The organism is Pantoea sp. B566 (assembly GCF_024793925.1).
GTDB lineage: Bacteria > Pseudomonadota > Gammaproteobacteria > Enterobacterales > Enterobacteriaceae > Pantoea > Pantoea ananatis.
The window spans coordinates 3,563,585-3,579,896 of record NZ_JANUQL010000003.1; the positions used below are offsets into that span (position 1 = coordinate 3,563,585).

General features: G+C 54.4%; 15 protein-coding genes and 1 other annotated feature. Of the genes, 10 read left to right on the forward strand and 5 right to left on the reverse strand.

Annotation, left to right across the window (positions count from 1 at the left end; translation table 11 throughout):
* Nucleotides 1–3 precede the first annotated feature (3 nt).
* Complete coding sequence (gene atzF / locus NYE92_RS18245; RefSeq protein ID WP_019106394.1) at nucleotides 4–1,797, reverse strand: allophanate hydrolase; 1,794 nt, start codon at nucleotides 1,795–1,797, stop codon at nucleotides 4–6.
* 270 nt (nucleotides 1,798–2,067) lie between these two features.
* Between atzF and sltY the strand changes: the two genes are divergently transcribed.
* On the forward strand, nucleotides 2,068–3,987 hold the full coding sequence (gene sltY / locus NYE92_RS18250; RefSeq protein WP_013024542.1) for a murein transglycosylase: 1,920 nt from the start codon (nucleotides 2,068–2,070) through the stop codon (nucleotides 3,985–3,987).
* 44 nt (nucleotides 3,988–4,031) lie between these two features.
* Complete coding sequence (gene trpR, locus NYE92_RS18255) at nucleotides 4,032–4,352, forward strand: trp operon repressor (protein ID WP_013024543.1); 321 nt, start codon at nucleotides 4,032–4,034, stop codon at nucleotides 4,350–4,352.
* Here trpR and yjjX read toward each other — a convergent pair whose 3' ends face one another.
* Nucleotides 4,353–4,871 carry an inosine/xanthosine triphosphatase gene (gene yjjX, locus NYE92_RS18260; RefSeq protein ID WP_013024544.1) on the reverse strand — a complete coding sequence of 173 codons (519 nt, stop codon included), beginning with the start codon at nucleotides 4,869–4,871 and terminating at the stop codon, nucleotides 4,353–4,355.
* A gap of 60 nt (nucleotides 4,872–4,931) precedes the next feature.
* On the opposite strand from yjjX, the gene gpmB reads away from it, so the two are divergent.
* A complete protein-coding gene (gpmB, locus tag NYE92_RS18265) occupies nucleotides 4,932–5,579 on the forward strand; it encodes a 2,3-diphosphoglycerate-dependent phosphoglycerate mutase GpmB (RefSeq protein WP_014606621.1) in 648 nt (215 codons plus the stop codon).
* Nucleotides 5,580–5,617: 38 nt separating this feature from the next.
* Here the strand turns inward: gpmB and robA are convergent, their stop codons facing one another.
* Nucleotides 5,618–6,484 carry an MDR efflux pump AcrAB transcriptional activator RobA gene (gene robA / locus NYE92_RS18270; protein ID WP_013024546.1) on the reverse strand — a complete coding sequence of 289 codons (867 nt, stop codon included), beginning with the start codon at nucleotides 6,482–6,484 and terminating at the stop codon, nucleotides 5,618–5,620.
* A 195-nt stretch (nucleotides 6,485–6,679) separates the two neighbouring features.
* On the opposite strand from robA, the gene creA reads away from it, so the two are divergent.
* Nucleotides 6,680–7,153: a protein CreA gene (creA, locus tag NYE92_RS18275; protein WP_019106396.1), complete on the forward strand. Its 474-nt coding sequence runs from the start codon at nucleotides 6,680–6,682 to the stop codon at nucleotides 7,151–7,153.
* A 43-nt stretch (nucleotides 7,154–7,196) separates the two neighbouring features.
* On the opposite strand, the gene arcA is transcribed toward creA, so the two are convergent.
* Complete coding sequence (arcA, locus tag NYE92_RS18280) at nucleotides 7,197–7,913, reverse strand: two-component system response regulator ArcA (protein WP_013024548.1); 717 nt, start codon at nucleotides 7,911–7,913, stop codon at nucleotides 7,197–7,199.
* 604 nt (nucleotides 7,914–8,517) lie between these two features.
* On the opposite strand from arcA, the gene NYE92_RS18285 reads away from it, so the two are divergent.
* The 5 genes from NYE92_RS18285 (at nucleotide 8,518) to thrC (ending at nucleotide 14,249) form a co-directional block, all read left to right on the forward strand.
* Nucleotides 8,518–9,216, forward strand: coding sequence for a tRNA/rRNA methyltransferase (locus NYE92_RS18285; protein ID WP_014606619.1), 699 nt, complete (start codon nucleotides 8,518–8,520; stop codon nucleotides 9,214–9,216).
* A 194-nt stretch (nucleotides 9,217–9,410) separates the two neighbouring features.
* Nucleotides 9,411–9,485: a thr operon leader peptide gene (gene thrL / locus NYE92_RS23290; RefSeq protein WP_109707012.1), complete on the forward strand. Its 75-nt coding sequence runs from the start codon at nucleotides 9,411–9,413 to the stop codon at nucleotides 9,483–9,485.
* Nucleotides 9,418–9,542 (forward strand) — a sequence feature (Thr leader region). It overlaps the preceding gene by 68 nt.
* Before the next feature lie 25 nt (nucleotides 9,543–9,567).
* Entirely contained in the window at nucleotides 9,568–12,030 is a 2,463-nt protein-coding gene (gene thrA / locus NYE92_RS18290; RefSeq protein WP_013024550.1) for a bifunctional aspartate kinase/homoserine dehydrogenase I, read from the forward strand.
* 2 nt (nucleotides 12,031–12,032) lie between these two features.
* Nucleotides 12,033–12,962 carry a homoserine kinase gene (gene thrB, locus NYE92_RS18295; protein WP_033770745.1) on the forward strand — a complete coding sequence of 310 codons (930 nt, stop codon included), beginning with the start codon at nucleotides 12,033–12,035 and terminating at the stop codon, nucleotides 12,960–12,962.
* 3 nt (nucleotides 12,963–12,965) lie between these two features.
* Complete coding sequence (thrC, locus tag NYE92_RS18300; RefSeq protein WP_259019329.1) at nucleotides 12,966–14,249, forward strand: threonine synthase; 1,284 nt, start codon at nucleotides 12,966–12,968, stop codon at nucleotides 14,247–14,249.
* A 71-nt stretch (nucleotides 14,250–14,320) separates the two neighbouring features.
* Here thrC and yaaA read toward each other — a convergent pair whose 3' ends face one another.
* Complete coding sequence (gene yaaA, locus NYE92_RS18305; protein ID WP_014592877.1) at nucleotides 14,321–15,094, reverse strand: peroxide stress protein YaaA; 774 nt, start codon at nucleotides 15,092–15,094, stop codon at nucleotides 14,321–14,323.
* A 207-nt stretch (nucleotides 15,095–15,301) separates the two neighbouring features.
* On the opposite strand from yaaA, the gene tal reads away from it, so the two are divergent.
* Entirely contained in the window at nucleotides 15,302–16,255 is a 954-nt protein-coding gene (gene tal, locus NYE92_RS18310; RefSeq protein WP_013024554.1) for a transaldolase, read from the forward strand.
* The last annotated feature ends 57 nt before the right edge of the window (nucleotides 16,256–16,312 follow it).

A 16,312-nucleotide genomic window follows, 5' to 3' on the forward strand; every position in this document is an offset into this window, starting at 1 on the left:
TGATTAACTCTCCAGAGAAGCGAGCCAGTTACGCCAGCCGCCGAATTCGGTAATCTCCAGCGCGTGCGTCAGCGCGGAACCTTCACAAATAAAGCCTTTCACCACGCGACCATCGGCAAGCGTGAGGCTGCCAATGCCTAGGGGTTGTGGGATCTCGGCCACGAATTCGCCAAAGCGCGCCAGGGGGATATCCCAGAGCTCGACGGCGATGGCGGCGCCCTGTTCCGCCCGCATCAGTCCCGGCTTTTTGACCGGGCCATCCAGCAGGGCAAACAGGCGATACTGGCTGGCCGTCTGGGTCTCTTCTACCCGGACGGCCTGGCGTTGCGTGAGCTGAAAGTTAAGTGGCATGCCGGTCAGGTGCGCGCCCACCACTGCAATGCGAACGTGGTCGCTGGAAAGGGGAAGCGGCGCAGGCTCAGCGGGTTGGGCCTTGCCAGTGGCGCCGCGCGGCAGGGCCATAGCCTGCTGCCAGCGCAGGCCAAACTGCGCCAGCGCGCGGTCATGCCAGGCGGGGGCGATGAGCGTAATGCCCGCGGGCAGATCGTCGTTTCTGAAAGGGGCGGGCAGCGCCAGTGCGGCAAGATCGGCCAGATTGGTAAAGTTGGTGTAAGTACCAAAATGTGAGTTGTAAATCACCGGCTCCTGCTGCATCTCATCCAGGGTATAGATCGTGGGGGACGTGGGCACGACCAGCGCATCAAACGGCGCCAGAGCCTGCTGAATCTGGCGCGCCAGCCGGGCGCGCAGGTATTCGGCCTCAAAGGCCTCGACGGCACTGTATTTCAGACCCGTCGAGATAATGCTGTGCACCACCGGATCCATCTTCTCCGGGTGGTTGAGCATCTCGCCTACGGCAGCGGTACGCTCCGCCACCCACGGGCCGTAGTAGAGCTGTTCGGCGAGCTGCGTGAAGGGGGTGAAATCAATCGGATGCAGCGTGGCGCCGCTGTCCTGCAGTGCGGTCAGCGCGGCGTCCCAGGCCGCTTCGGCAGCCGCATCATCAAAAAACACGGGGGCGGCAGGAATCGCGAAATCAGGATGGGATTTCATGCCCGCGGGCGCCGTACGAGGATGAACGCGCGAGTAGGCATCCTGAGCATCGTATCCTCCCGCCAGGCTGGCGACGCGAAACGCATCGTCCACCGTCAGCGCAAAGACGGAAATCGTGTCGTTCAGGCGGCAGGCAGGAACGACACCGCGCGCAGACAGCCAGCCCTTGGTCGGTTTCAGACCGACAATATTGTTGAAACCGGCGGGCACCCGGCCTGAACCGGCGGTATCGGTACCCAAAGAGAACGCCACCAGCCCTCGAGCCAGTACCGAGGCCGATCCCGAACTGGAGCCGCCGCTTACAAAGTCCGTGTCAAAGGTGTTACATACCGCGCCGTAAGGTGAACGTGTACCGACCAGTCCGGTAGCAAACTGGTCGAGGTTAGTTTTCCCCATCACCACCGCGCCCGCCGCTTTAAGCTGTGCCACCACAAAGGCATCCTCGGCGGCGATATAACGGAATGCAGGGCAGGCTGCCGTTGTCGGCCAGCCAGCCACGTCAATGTTATCTTTCACGGCAAAGGGAACACCGAACAGTGGAAGGGCATCCGGATCCTGCTGGTAACGTGCCAGGAGCGGCTCAGTTTGCGCCATTAACTGGGCGGGAGTGGCAAGACAGATCCACGCATTATCGTCTGGATCCAGCTCAGAAAGGTGTTCAGCCAGCAGCGTGTGAACCTGCTCCGGGTGTTGCCGAACGCGTTGCTGCCAGTCATTAAGGGTCAAACCGAATGTCGAAGCCATGCAGTGAATTCCAACAGGTATACAAGATGGGATTCAACAGAGCAAAGGACGTGCCAGAATTTTAATGCCATGAATCAATGAGATAATTCGAACAGCCATAAGAAGATGTGATGATAAAACGCACAGTTGTCGCGCAGGCAGTGTGACATCAGGGTGCGTTAAAGCGGTGCGAAGGTAAATTTTGTGAAGAACATGGCAAGAGTGGCTTCCCCTGGTTAGCATGAATAACGTCTGGCACAGAGCCAGCGCCCAGCAACAGAGGAGATTTACGTGGAGAAGTGGCGTAACTGGATGATAGGGATCTGCCTGGTCAGCACGGCCGGCAGCGCATGGGCTGATTCGCTTGATCAACAACGGCAACGATATCAACAAATTAAGCAGGCCTGGGACAGTAATCAGATGGCAACAGTTGAACAGCTGTTACCGACGCTACAGGATTATCCGCTTTATCCTTATTTAGAATACCGTCTGCTGGCGCAGGACCTGGACCAGGAAACCAGCCTGGCAGTACAAAATTTTATTCAAAAGTATCCGACTTTACCGCCAGCGCGCTCGCTGAAAACGCGTTTTGTTAACGTACTGGCGCATCGTCAGGACTGGCAAGGCGTGCTTAACTTCAGCCCCGACGAGCCCACGCCGGTGCAGGCACGTTGTAACTGGTACTATGCCAAATGGTCAACCGGAAAGCAGCAGGCGGCATTTGACGGTGCCAAAGCCATTTGGCTGCGCGGCACGGCCCTGCCGAATGACTGCGATAAGCTCTTCTCCGTGTGGCAGGCCAGCGGTCAGCTTTCTCCCATCACTATTCTTGAACGTATCCGCCTGGCAATGAAAGCGGGCAATGACAGCCTGGTCAGCTATCTGGCCAAAACGCTGCCTGCCGATTACAAGACGATGTCGGATGCATTACTGGCGTTGCAGAAAGATCCTCAGTCCGTCACGACCTTTGCCAACAGCGTGGGCGCAACCGACTTCACGCGCCAGGCCACGATTTTTGCCTTTACCCGCGTTGCCCGTGCCGATATGGAAACAGCCCGTAGCCTGATCCCTGAGCTGGTGCGCGCGCAAAAAATGGGGCCAGAAGATGAGCAGGCGCTGAAAGAGATTGTCGTCTGGCGGATGATGGGCAGCGATCTGACCTCCGAGCAGGCGCGCTGGCGCGATGCGGTGGTGATGAACAGCGAATCGACCGCGTTAGTAGAACGGCGGGTGCGCCTGGCGCTGAGTGAAAACGATCGTCGTGGCCTGAACACCTGGATTGCGCGTCTGCCGGTTGAAGCGAAAGAGAAAGACGAGTGGCAGTACTGGCAGGCCGATTTGCTTTATTCAAAAGATCGCAAAGAAGAAGCCGATGACATTCTGCGTAAGCTGATGAAAGAGCGCGGTTTTTATCCTATGGTTGCCGCACAACGTTTAGGGGTGGACTATCCTCTTCAGGTCGATGCGGCACCCAAACCTGACGCGGCAACCACCCAGGGGCCAGAACTCGCACGCGTGCGTGAGCTGATGTACTGGGGCATGGACAATCTGGCACGCAGCGAGTGGGCCAACCTGATCGGCAGCAAAACCCATGTCCAGCAGCAGATGCTGGCGCGCTACGCAAGCGAACAGGACTGGTGGGATCTGAGCGTACAGGCCACGATCACCGCGAAAATGTGGGACAGCCTGAAGGAGCGTTTCCCGCTGGCATGGCAGGATCTGTATAAGCAGAACACCCAGGGTAAATCCATTCCGCAGAGTTATGCGATGGCGATTTCCCGTCAGGAAAGTGCATGGAACCCGAAAGCCCGTTCCCCGGTGGGTGCCAGCGGACTGATGCAGATTATGCCGACGACCGCAACACACACCGTGAAGATGTTTAGCATCCCGGGCTATGTGAACGCGTCTCAGCTGTTCGATCCGCAGACCAACATTCAGATCGGGACGCAATATCTGGAGTATGTTTATCAGCAGTTTGATAAGAACCGGATATTCGCCTCAGCGGCTTACAATGCCGGCCCGGGACGCGTACGGACCTGGCAAGGCAGTACAGCAGGCAATCTCAACGCCGTCGCCTTTATCGAAACCATTCCGTTTTCGGAAACCCGGGGTTACGTGAAGAATGTGCTGGCCTATGATGCGTACTACCGCTACTTCCTGGGTCAGCCGGACAAGATCCTGTCCGATGCTGAGTGGAATCGCCGCTACTAGCTGTGTTAAGCTTCCGTACTCTTTAGCGAGTACGGAAGCCTCTCATGAATCAACCCTCTGTGCCATCCACGACTGACCCGGCTACGGACGCGCACTGGCTGCGTTTTGTTGAGCTGATGCAACAGGCTTTTGCGGATAACCAGGCGCTGCCGCTGTTACAGCTGATGACGACGCCAGATGAACGAGAGTCCTTTGGTACACGCTTGCGTATCATTGAATCGCTGCTGAATGGCGACATCAGCCAGCGTGAACTGAAAAACGAACTGGGCGTGGGCATTGCCACGATTACCCGCGGATCAAATAGCCTGAAAGAGGCGCCTCCGGCACTGAAGCAGTGGCTGGAAGCACACCTGACGCGTCGCTGATTACTGCTGATAGAACGGATGGGTTAGCGGGCAGAGCGCCAGTATCAGAGCCTGGTGGTAAACGCTGGAGCGGCTGAGCAGGCCCTGGGTCAGGGTGCCGATTGCGCCGCCTTTGTGCTTAATATTGTCGATGCCGGTGAGGCGCGCCATCTCCTCACCCAGTTCGCGTCCTTCACGTAAACCGGCCATCACCACCGGCGGCAGGGTAAAACTGGCCGAACGTGACTCTCCCCGCTGTTTCTGGTTTTCCACCACCATCCAGGCAAAAGCGCACTCTTCTTCAATTCCGGCTTCAATCGCCACCCAGAAGTCGGCTTCCGGACGAACCTGACGGGCATTCATCACGCGCTGGCGTGCGCCAGTTCGCGTTTCGAGGTTGGTTAAAGGCTGTGCCGCAACGCCGCTCTCGACCTCGACCCCTTCGATATGGCAGGATCCCTCGCCGAAAACGTCGTTGAATGCCTGAGCAATCGCACGAATCTTCGCTGGATTGATGGTAGCTGCGACAACATGGTACATAATTAATTGAACCCTCAGGTAATTAAGGCGATTTTGGTCGCAGTATAACGGAAACTAAGCATGCTACAGGTCTATCTTGTTCGTCACGGTGAAACGGTATGGAATGCAGAACGTCGCATTCAAGGGCACTCCGACAGTCCGCTGACGGAAAAAGGTGAGCAACAAGCCCGTCAGGTCGGTGAACGCATCAAAAGCGCCGGTATCACGCATATTATTTCCAGCGATTTAGGGCGCACCCGGCGCACCGCTGAAATCATTGCCGATGCCTGTGGTTGTGATATCACTTTCGACCCGCGACTGCGGGAGCTGAACATGGGCATACTGGAAAAACGATTGCTAGATGAACTGAGCCCGGAAGAAGAGGGCTGGCGTGCTTCGCTGGTGAACGGCAGCGAGGGCGGCCGCATTCCTCAGGGCGAATCCATGACGGAACTGGCGCAGCGTATGCAGGAGGCACTTAATGCCTGCCTGGCGCTGCCGGCAGGGAGCCGCCCGCTACTGGTCAGCCACGGCATGGCGCTGGGCGTGCTGGTCAGCACCATTCTGGGACTACCGGCCTATGCCGAACGTCGCCTGCGCCTGCGCAACTGTTCGATTTCCCGCGTTGATCATCAGCAGAGCGCATGGCTGGCACAGGGTTGGGTCGTGGAAACGGCGGGTGATATTGCCCACCTCGACGAACCCGCGATGGACGAGCTTCAGCGTTAATCGATGATGCCGTCATTACGGCGGCATCACACCAGGTATTAACGGCGAATCGGGATCAGATATTCACAACGAATCTCTGTAGGCGGTTCGCTGCGCTTTTTACCGCCGTGGGTAATAAAGCGCTCGATGTCCTGCCCCATGCGGCGCGTCAGGCCCAGCGTCGGCATGCAGGTACCGTATAACAACAGAATAAACTCCTGAAGTTCAACGCGCGGACCGCTGTAGTTGAACTGAACGTAATCCCCGGCTTCAAGAATGACCTTCTGGCCCGAATGCATATTGGTCGCGCTGTCGGTTGGCACGGCTGTGGTGTACAGAATCTCCTGCTCATCGTCTTTTTCATGACTGGCACGGACCTGGTGCAGACCGTAGAGCACGGGCGGAACCGTATCCGTTTCCAACAGAAACTGTTTCCAGAAATGGACACGCATTTCATCGCGGTAGCTGGAAATTTGTTCCAGGGTACAGGTGTAGCTCTGTGTCTGTCCCACCAGAACGGTCTCCGGCAGGGTGACGAACTGCGATTCCGGCTGCTGATCGTTTCCTAACCGAATGGGTGGGCGAATACCAAATGAATTCCAGTCAGACGAGCGGCGATACCATGCAGGTGTTTGATTAAACTGCTTTTTAAAGGCTCGTGTAAAGGTCTGCTGTGAATCAAACCGATACTGCAAAGCAATATCGAGAATCGGGCGGCTGGTCAGGCGAAGTGCCACCGCGGCTTTGGAAAGACGTCGTGCCCGGATATAGGCGCCAATGGCGTGTCCGGTAACGTCTTTAAACATCCGTTGTAGATGCCATTTAGAATAACCGGCTTTAGTGGAAACGTTATCCAGTGAAAGTGGTTGATCCAAATGGCTCTCCAGCCAGGCAAGCAAATCGCGAATGATACCGGCTTGGTCCATAAAACATCCTCATACTCTGGTGGCGCAGCTAAATGAAGTCGACGAATAATAGCACTTATTGCTTTAAAGACATGTTTGGTTTTGACTGGGATGGTTGTGCTATCTACGCGGGAATTTATACCCTTTTTACGTTGGTTATTGTATCGATTGACAGTACATTACATGCTCATCTATTACATTTGCAATGGTAACTCAATGACAATACCTCGTCTCCTGCTCGTCACCTTCGCGGGTTTGCTGTTTTCCAGTCCGCTTCTGGCTGAAGAGATTGGCTCCGTCGACACTGTGTTTAAGATGTTTGGACCCGACCACAAAATTGTGGTTGAGGCATTCGACGATCCCGACGTAAAAAATGTCACCTGCTACATCAGCCGGGCGAAAACAGGCGGTATCAAGGGCGGGCTGGGATTAGCGGAAGATACATCAGACGCGGCCATTTCGTGTCAGCAAATCGGGCCGGTAGAACTGAGCGAGAAAATTGCCAAAGGCAAAGCACAGGGTGACGTAGTGTTTCGTCAGCGCACATCGCTGATCTTCAAGAAACTGCAGGTCGTGCGTTTCTTTGACAGCAAGCGTAACGCATTAATTTATCTGGCTTACTCAGATAAAGTGGTGGATGGTTCACCTAAAAATGCGCTAAGCGCCGTACCGATTATGCCGTGGCACTAAGGCAATCATTAAACGCCCGTAAGGGCGTTAAATGATTGCCAGCTTAATCCTGCAGGTCACCACAGAAACGATAACCTTCGCCGTGAATGGTGGCGATGATTTCAGGGGTATCTGGCGTGGATTCAAAATGTTTACGGATACGACGGATTGTCACGTCAACAGTACGGTCGTGTGGCTTGAGATCGCGTCCGGTCATTTTCTTCAGCAAATCAGCACGCGTCTGAATCTTGCCGGGGTTTTCGCAGAAGTGCAGCATGGCACGGAACTCACTGCGCGGCAGTTTGTACTGCTCACCGTTGGGATTGATGAGTGAGCGGCTGTTGATGTCCAGCTCCCAGCCGTTGAACTTATAGCTTTCAACCTGGCGACGCTCTTCATTGGGTAAAGGCAAATTCATGGTGCGCAACAGCAGGTTACGTGCACGAATAGTTAATTCGCGTGGGTTAAACGGCTTAGTAATGTAGTCGTCTGCACCAATTTCCAGCCCAAGAATTTTATCGACTTCGTTATCGCGTCCGGTCAGGAACATCAATGCGACATTGGCTTGCTCACGCAGTTCACGTGCCAGTAACAGGCCGTTTTTACCCGGCAGATTGATGTCCATAATAACCAGATTGACATCATTGTCGGTCAACACCTGGTGCATCTCTGCACCATCGGTCGCTTCGTACACGACATAACCTTCCGCCTCAAAAATGCTTTTGAGGGTATTGCGCGTGACCAGTTCGTCTTCAACGATGAGAATGTGCGGGGTCTGCATGTTTAGCTACCTAATTTTGCCAACTAAATTGAAAACAGGGCGTACAGCGGTTAGGTGCTCTCCAGTGCGGAGAACGGCAAGCTTTGCTGAACCGTTGTACAAAAGTAAATTTTGATAAGCTTTTATCAAGGTCAACAACCGTATTCGCCAGCCTGCCGGGGTAAAAATTCCATGCCCTGCGGAATAATAATTTGAAACACATACTAACTGTATTAACAGCAACCTAACAGCAATAACAACAACTGGTAAGCATAAAAACAACGCTTCGTTGACTTATATCAAATGCAATTGTAGCACGTTAACATTTCTGTGAAAAACATCTCAAAAAATAGCGTGCTGGCTGACATTACGTCTCATTTTTGTCCCCGCCAGCCCGGCTTATCACTAAATATGATGTTAGAAACTTACTATTACAGTGGACTGAAATGAAAGGCTTTTATTTTGAAGGTTTTGATAATGTGCACTTTATGATAAAAAGGCGCGCTCCGGCCTTTTTTAACGTGTTTTAACATGTATGTCAGAGTCTTAACATGACCACCTATATCCCTCAATAAAGCAGGTGCGTGTTACACTAGCAGCGTGCACATTTACTGATGGAATGATCATGCTTTTTCCTCTTATCCTCGTCTCACCTGCCCGGGCAGAAAATATTGGCGCGGCGGCGCGTGCCATGAAAACCATGGGCTTTAATGAAATGCGTATTGTTGCCAGTGATGCATGGCAGGATCCGGCCGCCCGCCGCGTAGCTCATGGCGCAGGTGATATTCTGGACAGGATAAAAACCTTTGATACGCTGGCCGAAGCGCTGGCAGACATCGACTTTTCCGTCGCCACGACCGCGCGAAGTCGGGCCAGGTTCCGCTATTATGCAACGCCGCAGCAGGTGGAAGCGCAACTGCGGGAAAAACGTCAGTGGGTAAACAGCATGGCATTGGTATTTGGCCGTGAAGACAGCGGGCTGACCAATGAAGAGCTGGAGCAGGTTGACCTGCTCACCGGCATTCCAATGGCAAACGATTATCCTTCACTGAACCTGGGGCAGGCCGTTATGGTTTACTGTTACCAGCTGTCGGCGCTCAATCAGGTGGCTGCGCCTGTCGCCCCAGCGGCCGATGGTCAGCAGCTCCAAGCCCTGCGCCAGCGGTTTGAACAGTTACTGAGCCGGTTAGAGGTGAGTGACGACAATAAAATGGCCGACTGGATTAATCAGCGTATTGGCCTGTTAGAGCAGCGCGACAGTGCGATGTTGCACCGTTTGTTGCATGACGTGGAAAAAAAGCTGGCAGATAAATCCTCGGGTTAAGCGTGACTATACAGTCACAGATGTTAACGAAATGCGGTATAACAAACGATTCACCAGGCTTTTTTTGTTTAACAGCATGCTAAACATTGTGGTCTGTATTTGCGCAACGGATAAAACCGTTGACTTAATGTGCGCTTTGCTTTACTTCTTGACGCAGACGGACAATCAATGACAGACAGAAAAAATAAATCTGAATGCGTAATCACAGCCTGAACACCACAATTATTACCACCACCATTACCATTACGATCGGTAAAGGGGCGGGCTGACGCATCCAGGAAAAACAGAAAAGAAGCCCGCACCTCACGAGTGCGGGTTTTTTTTTGACTCAAAATCAGGAGAGTTGACATCATGCGAGTGCTGAAATTCGGTGGGACCTCGGTTGCTAATGCAGAGCGTTTTCTGCGCGTGGCCGATATTCTGGAAAGTAATGCGCAACAGGGACAGGTTGCCACCGTGCTTTCTGCGCCCGCTAAGATTACCAACCATCTGGTCGCGATGATCGAAAAAACCATTAGCGGTCAGGATGCGCTGCCGAATATCAGTGACGCGACGCGCATCTTTGCGGAGCTGCTGCAGGGGCTGGCCGAGGCGCAACCCGGTTTCGACTATGACGGGCTTAAAAGCCGCGTAGACAGCGAGTTTGCTCAGCTTAAACAGGTGCTGCACGGGATCAGCCTGTTGGGACAGTGCCCTGACAGCGTCAACGCCGCGATGATCTGTCGTGGTGAGAAGCTCTCGATTGCGATTATGGAAAAGCTGCTTGAGGCACGAGGTTATGGCGTCAGCGTTATCGATCCGGTCGAGAAGCTGTTAGCCATCGGCCACTATCTCGAGTCTACCGTGGATATCGCAGAATCAACCCGCCGCATCGAAGCCAGTAAAATTCCGGCTGAAAATATGATCCTGATGGCCGGTTTTACCGCCGGTAATGAGCGGGGCGAGCTGGTGGTGCTGGGCCGAAACGGTTCCGACTACTCTGCTGCCGTGTTGGCGGCTTGTCTGCGTGCCGATTGCTGCGAAATCTGGACCGACGTAGACGGGGTTTATACCTGTGATCCCCGTCAGGTGCCGGATGCCCGCCTGCTCAAATCCATGTCATACCAGGAGGCGATGGAGCTCTCCTATTTCGGGGCGAAAGTCCTGCATCCACGGACTATCGCGCCTATCGCCCAGTTCCAGATCCCTTGCCTGATTAAAAACACGGCCAATCCGCAGGCCCCAGGTACGCTGATCAGCGCCAATGGTGAACAGGATGAATTCCCGGTTAAGGGCATCACCAACCTGAATAATATGGCGATGTTTAACGTGTCTGGCCCGGGGATGAAAGGCATGGTGGGCATGGCCGCCCGCGTGTTCGCGACCATGTCACGCACCGGGATTTCAGTGGTGTTAATCACCCAGTCTTCTTCTGAATACAGCATCAGCTTCTGTGTTCCTCAGAGCGAGCAGGCGCGAGCGCGCCGTGTGCTGGAAGACGAATTCTATCTTGAACTGAAAGATGGATTGCTGGATGCGCTGGACGTTATCGAAAATCTGGCGGTGATCTCGGTTGTAGGGGATGGCATGCGCACCCTGCGCGGGATTTCAGCGAAATTCTTCTCTGCCCTGGCGCGCGCCAATATCAACATTATCGCTATCGCTCAGGGATCGTCTGAACGCTCTATTTCGGTCGTGGTCAATAATGATGACGTCACCACGGGCGTGCGCGTCGTGCATCAGATGCTGTTTGCCACCGACCAGGTGATTGAGGTTTTTGTGGTGGGCGTCGGCGGAGTCGGCGGCGCCCTGCTGGATCAGCTGCATCGCCAGCAGACGTGGCTTAAACAAAAGCACATCGATCTCCGCGTTTGCGGCATTGCGAATTCCCGGGCGCTGTTAACCAACGTGCACGGTATCGATCTCAGCGACTGGAAAGGCGAAATGGCGCAGGCCAAAGAGCCGTTTAACCTGGGGCGCTTAATTCGCCTGGTTAAAGAGTATCATTTACTGAATCCGGTGATTGTGGACTGTACCTCGAGCCAGGCGGTTGCCGACCAGTACGCAGATTTTCTGGCGGAAGGTTTTCACGTGGTCACGCCGAATAAAAAGGCCAACACCTCGTCGTGGGAATACTATCAGAAGATGCGTGTGGCGGCGGCGGGATCGCGTCGTAAGTTCCTGTATGACACTAACGTCGGCGCGGGTTTACCCGTCATTGAGAACCTGCAAAATCTGCTCAATGCAGGCGATGAGTTGATCAGGTTCTCTGGAATTTTATCAGGATCGCTATCCTATATTTTTGGCAAGCTGGATGAAGGTGTATCGCTGTCAGAAGCGACCAGGATGGCACGCGAGATGGGCTTTACCGAGCCCGATCCTCGCGACGATCTCTCAGGTACGGATGTCGCGCGCAAGCTGCTGATTCTGGCGCGTGAAGCGGGGCATTCGCTCGAAATGAGCGACATTGAAATCGAACCCCTGCTGCCCGCGCATCTGAATGCCATCGCCGATGTCGACCAGTTTATGGCGCAGTTACCCGAAGCCGATGCGGCGATTGCAGCCAGGGTGGAACAGGCACGTGCTGAAGGCAAAGTGCTGCGTCTGGTTGGCGTGATCGAAGAGGGCGGGGCATGTAAAGTGAAGATCGATGCGGTTGACGGTAACGATCCGCTTTTCAAAGTCAAAAATGGCGAAAACGCGCTGGCCTTTTACAGCCGCTATTATCAGCCGATTCCGTTAGTATTGCGCGGATACGGTGCAGGAAACGATGTGACAGCTGCGGGCGTGTTTGCCGATCTGCTGCGCACACTGTCATGGAAGTTGGGAGTGTAATGATGGTAAAAATTTATGCGCCGGCCTCAATCGGTAACGTCAGCGTGGGTTTTGACGTGCTGGGCGCGGCGGTATCGCCAGTGGATGGTACATTGCTGGGTGACTGCGTGTCGGTCGAGGCGGCCGACAGCTTTAGCCTGAGCAATGCGGGACGTTTTGTCAGTAAGCTGCCCAGCGATCCCAAAGAGAACATCGTCTATCAGTGCTGGCAGCGTTTTTGTGAAGCGATTGGCAAAACCGTACCTGTAGCGATGACGCTGGAAAAAAATATGCCGATCGGCTCCGGCCTCGGCTCCAGCGCCTGCTCCGTGGTGGCTGGCCTGATGGCGATGAATGAATTTTGTGGTAACCCGCTTGATGACACTCAGCTCCTGACCCTGATGGGAGAACTGGAAGGGCGCATCTCCGGTAGCGTACATTACGATAATGTCGCGCCCTGCTTCCTTGGCGGTATTCAGCTGATGCTGGAAGAAAACGGCATTATCAGTCAGGCCGTACCCGGATTTGACGACTGGCTGTGGGTTATGGCCTATCCGGGTATTAAAGTCTCGACGGCGGAAGCGCGGGCGATTTTACCTGCGCAGTATGCAAAGCAGGACTGCATCAAACACGGTCGTCTGCTGGCAGGCTTTGTTCACGCCTGTCATACGCGCCAACCCGCGCTGGCGGCTAAACTTATGCAGGATGTCATTGCTGAGCCTTATCGTACTCAGCTGTTACCGGGCTTTGCCGAGGCTCGCCAGGCCGCGCAGGATATTGGCGCGCTGGCCTGTGGAATATCGGGCTCCGGCCCCACGCTATTTGCCGTTTGCAACCAGATGGAAACGGCGCAGCAGATGGCCGACTGGCTGAGCCAGCACTATCTGCAGAACGATGAAGGCTTCGTCCATATCTGCCGTCTTGATACGGCTGGCGCACGTAAACTGGGATAACGCATGAAACTCTACAACCTTAAGGATCATAACGAGCAGGTCAGCTTCGCCCAAGCGGTGAAACAAGGTCTGGGTTCACAGCAAGGGCTGTTTTTTCCGCTCGAACTGCCGGAATTTGAACTGACCGACATCGATGCCATGCTGGAAATGGATTTTGTTACCCGCAGCAGTAAAATCCTTTCAGCCTATATCGGGGATGAAATCCCGGCAGCGCACCTGACTGAACGCCTGAAAACCGCGTTCACCTTCCCGGCGCCGGTTAAGGCCGTCAGCGACGACATTGCCTGCCTGGAGTTGTTCCACGGCCCGACGCTGGCGTTCAAAGATTTTGGCGGCCGCTTCATGGCGCAGATGCTGTCATACGTCAGCGGGTCGGATGAGCAAATTACCGTTCTGACGGCGACGTCCGGCGATACCGGTGCTGCCGTGGCTCACGCCTTTTACGGTATGGAGAATGTGCGTGTTGTCATCCTCTATCCGCAGGGGAAAATCAGCCCGTTACAGGAGAAGTTGTTCTGCACGCTGGGCGGCAACATCGAAACCATTGCGATTGACGGCGATTTTGACGCCTGCCAGTCGCTGGTTAAGCAGGCGTTTGACGATCAGGCGCTGAAAAAGGCGATCGGCCTGAACTCCGCTAACTCGATTAACATCAGCCGCCTGCTGGCGCAGATTTGCTACTACTTTGAAGCGGTTGCCCAACTGCCGCAGGAGAAGCGTAATCAGCTGGTGGTCTCCGTGCCAAGCGGAAACTTTGGTGATTTAACGGCCGGCCTGCTGGCGAAATCACTGGGTCTGCCGATTAAACGCTTTATCGCCGCGACCAACGCCAATGATACGGTGCCACGTTTCCTGGGCAAGGGTGAATGGCAGCCTAACGCCACCGTGGCGACGCTGTCGAATGCTATGGACGTTAGCCAGCCAAACAACTGGCCGCGTGTGGAAGAGCTGTTCCGCCGTAAAACCTGGCGTCTGAGCGATCTGGCTTACGGTGCGGTAACGGACGATGTTACGCGTGAAGCGATGCGCGAGCTGGCGAAGCTGGGTTACGTCTCTGAGCCGCATGCGGCAATTGCCTGGCGTCTGTTGCGTGACCAGCTGCAGGAAGGGGAGTTTGGTTTATTCCTCGGAACGGCCCATCCGGCTAAGTTCCTGGAGAGCGTGGAAAGCATTCTGGATCAGAAACTGGCATTGCCTGCCGAGCTGGCTGAGCGCGCGGATCTGCCCCTGCTGTCGCATCAGATGGGCGCAGATTTTGCCCAACTTCGGGCGTTTCTGCTCAAGTAATGCTCTGTCAGTCAGGATGAGGTGGGCTGACCACCTCATCGCTTTTGCAGGGCTAATGCTTCGGGCTGTTGTTACTGTTCGGCGCGTTTAAACACCATCTCATTCTCACGGCTTTCCTCAGCCGCAAAAGCATAGCCATCCACGTCGAACCGCGTAAGCTGCTCTGGCTTCGTCAGGCGATTCTGAATGATGTAACGGCTCATCAGTCCCCGCGCTTTTTTCGCATAGAAACTGATCACTTTGAATTTGCCATTTTTCTCATCCAGAAAGACCGGTTTAATCAGGCGCGCCTGCAGTTTCTTGGGTTTGATGGCTTTGAAGTACTCATCGGAAGCCAGATTAATCAGCACGTCATCGCCCTGACTGGCCAACGCGTCGTTCAGTTTTTCCGTTAACAGATCGCCCCAGAAGCTGTAGAGATCCTGACCGGCCGGGTTAGCCAGTTTGATGCCCATTTCCAGCCGATAGGGCTGCATTAAATCCAGCGGCCGCAGCAGGCCGTAAAGTCCGGACAGCATACGCAGATGCTGCTGGGCAAAGTCGAAATCTTGCTCGCTAAACGTCTCGGCCTGTAAACCGGTATAGACATCACCTTTAAACGCCAGAATAGCCTGACGGGCATTCTTCAGATTGAAATCCGGCTGCCAGCTGTTAAAGCGGTCAGCGTTTAAGTGTGCCAGCTTGTCGCTAATGCTCATCAGTGAAGCGACCTGTGCCGGCGAGAGCTTACGCGCAATTTCAATCAGCTGTTGTGACTTTTCTAACAGCGCGGGCTGGGTAAAACGCTGCGTCGTCAGGGGGCTTTCATAATCCAGCGTCTTGGCAGGAGAAATCACCATCAACATCGTCGCTTCCTCAATGAGTCCCTTTTTTTAAGGGGTTAGCCTGTAATTGTTGCCTGCGAGTGTAGCAAAAAAGCCGCAAGGATCGGCAAATCACTCCTATTTGTTCGCGCTATCGTAAACGGCATTCCCTGACCTTGCACCACCGTTACCGCGTGATATTATCCCAACAGCCTTTTATCACCCTGACAGTTAACTAAGAGAAAAAACATGACGGACAAACTGACCTCCCTGCGTCAACTGACCACCGTAGTGGCCGACACTGGTGATATCGCAGCGATGAAGCTGTATCAGCCTCAGGACGCAACGACCAACCCTTCTCTGATTCTCAATGCTGCTCAAATCCCTGAATACCGCAAACTGATTGATGAAGCGATCGCCTGGGCGCGTCAGCAGAGCAGCGATAAAGAACAACAGCTGCAGCTGGTATCCGACAAGCTGGCCGTTAACATCGGTCTGGAAATTCTTAAGCTGGTGCCGGGCCGTATCTCCACCGAAGTAGATGCTCGCCTTTCTTATGACACCGAAGCCAGCATTGCCAAAGCTCGCAGCCTGATTAAATTGTACAACGATGCCGGTATCAGCAACGATCGTATCCTGATCAAACTGGCCTCCACCTGGCAGGGCATTCGTGCAGCAGAGCAGCTGGAAAAAGAAGGTATCAACTGTAACCTGACCCTGCTGTTCTCCTTCGCTCAGGCGCGTGCCTGTGCTGAAGCGGGTGTTTACCTGATTTCGCCGTTTGTTGGCCGTATCCTCGACTGGTACAAAGCGAACACGGATAAGAAAGAGTACGCGCCACACGAAGATCCTGGCGTGGTGTCCGTGTCTGAAATCTACGATTACTACAAGCAGCACGGTTACGAAACCGTTGTGATGGGCGCCAGCTTCCGTAACGTCGGTGAGATCATCGAACTGGCCGGTTGTGACCGTCTGACCATTTCGCCTGCGCTGCTGAAAGAGCTGGCGGAGAGTGAAGGCACACTGGAGCGTAAGCTGAGCTACAAGGGTGAAGTTAAAGCGCGTCCGGCTAAGATGACAGAATCCGAGTTCCTTTGGCAGCACAATCAGGATCCTATGGCTGTGACCAAGCTGGCCGAAGGCATTCGTAATTTTGCCATCGACCAGGGCAAGCTTGAGAAGATGCTGGCAGAAATGCTGTAATCGTTTTACCGTGGCGGCGCTGTCGCCACGGTTTTCCCTTTCCGCCACCGTTTGTTA